This is a genomic window from Xenorhabdus japonica, from assembly GCF_900115195.1.
In the GTDB taxonomy this organism is placed as follows: domain Bacteria; phylum Pseudomonadota; class Gammaproteobacteria; order Enterobacterales; family Enterobacteriaceae; genus Xenorhabdus; species Xenorhabdus japonica.
Map to the genome: position 1 here is coordinate 2,076 of NZ_FOVO01000066.1, position 3,230 is coordinate 5,305.

The window sequence follows — 3,230 nt, forward strand, 5'->3', positions numbered from 1 at the left end:
TATGCTCTTTAACAATCCGGAACAAGCTGAAAATTTGAAACAATCAGTGTTATTGCATAATGACATTGATGAGTCTCTCAATGACTCCAGTCCGAAGACACCTTCGGGTTGTGAGGTTAAGCGACTAAGCGTACACGGTGGATGCCTAGGCAGTCAGAGGCGATGAAGGACGTGCTAATCTGCGAAAAGCGCCGGTGAGCTGATATGAAGCGCCATCAGCCGGCGATATCCGAATGGGGAAACCCAGTGCAATCCGTTGCACTATCATTAACTGAATCCATAGGTTAATGAGGCGAACCGGGGGAACTGAAACATCTCAGTACCCCGAGGAAAAGAAATCAACCGAGATTCCCCCAGTAGCGGCGAGCGAACGGGGAGCAGCCCAGAACCAGCAGCAGTGTCAGCGTCAGGAGAACGGTCTGGAAAGGCCGGCAGTAAAGGGTGACAGCCCCGTATCTGAAGACGCTGGCAGTGGGAGTTCGATGAGTAGGGCGGGACACGTGGTATCCTGTCTGAAGATGGGGGGACCATCCTCCAAGGCTAAATACTCCTGACTGACCGATAGTGAACCAGTACCGTGAGGGAAAGGCGAAAAGAACCCCGGCGAGGGGAGTGAAAGAGAACCTGAAACCGTGTACGTACAAGCAGTGGGAGCCCCCTTTTAGGGGGTGACTGCGTACCTTTTGTATAATGGGTCAGCGACTTATATTCTGTAGCAAGGTTAACCGCATAGGGGAGCCGCAGGGAAACCGAGTCTTAACGGGGCGTTAAGTTGCAGGGTATAGACCCGAAACCCGGTGATCTAGCCATGGGCAGGTTGAAGGTTGGGTAACACTAACTGGAGGACCGAACCGACTAATGTTGAAAAATTAGCGGATGACTTGTGGCTGGGGGTGAAAGGCCAATCAAACCGGGAGATAGCTGGTTCTCCCCGAAAGCTATTTAGGTAGCGCCTCGTGAAGTCATCTTCGGGGGTAGAGCACTGTTTCGGCTAGGGGGTCATCCCGACTTACCAACCCGATGCAAACTGCGAATACCGAAGAATGTTATCACGGGAGACACACGGCGGGTGCTAACGTCCGTCGTGAAGAGGGAAACAACCCAGACCGCCAGCTAAGGTCCCCAAGTCATGGTTAAGTGGGAAACGAAGTGGGAAGGCTCAGACAGCCAGGATGTTGGCTTAGAAGCAGCCACCATTTAAAGAAAGCGTAATAGCTCACTGGTCGAGTCGGCCTGCGCGGAAGATGTAACGGGGCTAAACCATGCACCGAAGCTGCGGCAGCGACATGAATGTGTTGTTGGGTAGGGGAGCGTTCTGTAAGCCGTTGAAGGTGAACTGTGAGGTTTGCTGGAGGTATCAGAAGTGCGAATGCTGACATAAGTAACGATAAAGCGGGTGAAAAACCCGCTCGCCGGAAGACCAAGGGTTCCTGTCCAACGTTAATCGGGGCAGGGTGAGTCGACCCCTAAGGCGAGGCCGACAGGCGTAGTCGATGGGCAACGGGTTAATATTCCCGTACCCGGTGTTACTGCGAAGGGGGGACGGAGAAGGCTAGGCTGGCCGGGCGACGGTTTGTCCCGGTTTAAGCGTGTAGGTGGGGTGACCTGGCAAATCCGGTCACCTGTGAACACTGAGGCGTGATGACGAGGCACTACGGTGCTGAAGTAGCTGATGCCCTGCTTCCAGGAAAAGCCTCTAAGCACCAGGTAACATTGGATCGTACCCCAAACCGACACAGGTGGTCAGGTAGAGAATACTCAGGCGCTTGAGAGAACTCGGGTGAAGGAACTAGGCAAAATGGTGCCGTAACTTCGGGAGAAGGCACGCTGGCACTAGGTGAAGGGCCCCGCGCCCGGAGCCGAAGCCAGCCGCAGATACCAGCTGGCTGCAACTGTTTAATAAAAACACAGCACTGTGCAAACACGAAAGTGGACGTATACGGTGTGACGCCTGCCCGGTGCTGGAAGGTTAATTGATGGGGTTAGCCGCAAGGCGAAGCTCTTGATCGAAGCCCCAGTAAACGGCGGCCGTAACTATAACGGTCCTAAGGTAGCGAAATTCCTTGTCGGGTAAGTTCCGACCTGCACGAATGGCGTAATGATGGCCAGGCTGTCTCCACCCGAGACTCAGTGAAATTGAACTCGCTGTGAAGATGCAGTGTACCCGCGGCAAGACGGAAAGACCCCGTGAACCTTTACTATAGCTTGACACTGAACCTGGAGCCTTGATGTGTAGGATAGGTGGGAGGCTGTGAAGTGCGGACGCCAGTCTGCACGGAGCCGACCTTGAAATACCACCCTTGAATGTTTGAGGTTCTAACGTGGGCCCGTTATCCGGGCTGCGGACAGTGTCTGGTGGGTAGTTTGACTGGGGCGGTCTCCTCCCAAAGCGTAACGGAGGAGCACGAAGGTCAGCTAATCACGGTCGGACATCGTGAGGTTAGTGCAATGGCATAAGCTGGCTTGACTGCGAGAGTGACAGCTCGAGCAGGTACGAAAGTAGGTCATAGTGATCCGGTGGTTCTGCATGGAAGGGCCATCGCTCAACGGATAAAAGGTACTCCGGGGATAACAGGCTGATACCGCCCAAGAGTTCATATCGACGGCGGTGTTTGGCACCTCGATGTCGGCTCATCACATCCTGGGGCTGAAGTAGGTCCCAAGGGTACGGCTGTTCGCCGTTTAAAGTGGTACGCGAGCTGGGTTTAGAACGTCGTGAGACAGTTCGGTCCCTATCTGCCGTGGGCGTTGGAAGATTGAAAGGGGCTGCTCCTAGTACGAGAGGACCGGAGTGGACGCACCACTGGTGTTCGGGTTGTCATGCCAATGGCACGGCCCGGTAGCTAAGTGCGGCAGAGATAACCGCTGAAAGCATCTAAGCGGGAAACTTGCCTTGAGATGAGTCTTCCCTTGTCCTTAGAGGACACTGAAGGAACGTTCGAGACGAGGACGTGGATAGGCTGGGTGTGTAAGCGTTGCGAGACGTTGAGCTGACCAGTACTAATGAACCGTGCGGCTTAACCTGACAACACCGAAGGTGTTTTGGGCTGAGAGAGCAGATGACAAAGTTTCAAAGCAGATGGCAGCTTGTTCGGGGTTGAACACAGGATTTGTCTGGCGGCAACAGCGCGGTGGTCCCACCTGACCCCATGCCGAACTCAGCAGTGAAACACCGTAGCGCCGATGGTAGTGTGGGGCCTCCCCATGTGAGAGTAGGACACTGCCAGACA

The 3,230-nt window shown here is 54.5% G+C and carries 2 rRNA genes; both read left to right on the forward strand.

Annotated elements, in window-relative coordinates:
- The first annotated feature begins 114 nt into the window (after positions 1-114).
- Positions 115-3,025 (forward strand): 23S ribosomal RNA (locus BM135_RS16015).
- Between the two features lie 88 nt (positions 3,026-3,113).
- Positions 3,114-3,229 (forward strand): 5S ribosomal RNA (rrf, locus tag BM135_RS16020).
- The last annotated feature ends 1 nt before the right edge of the window (position 3,230 follow it).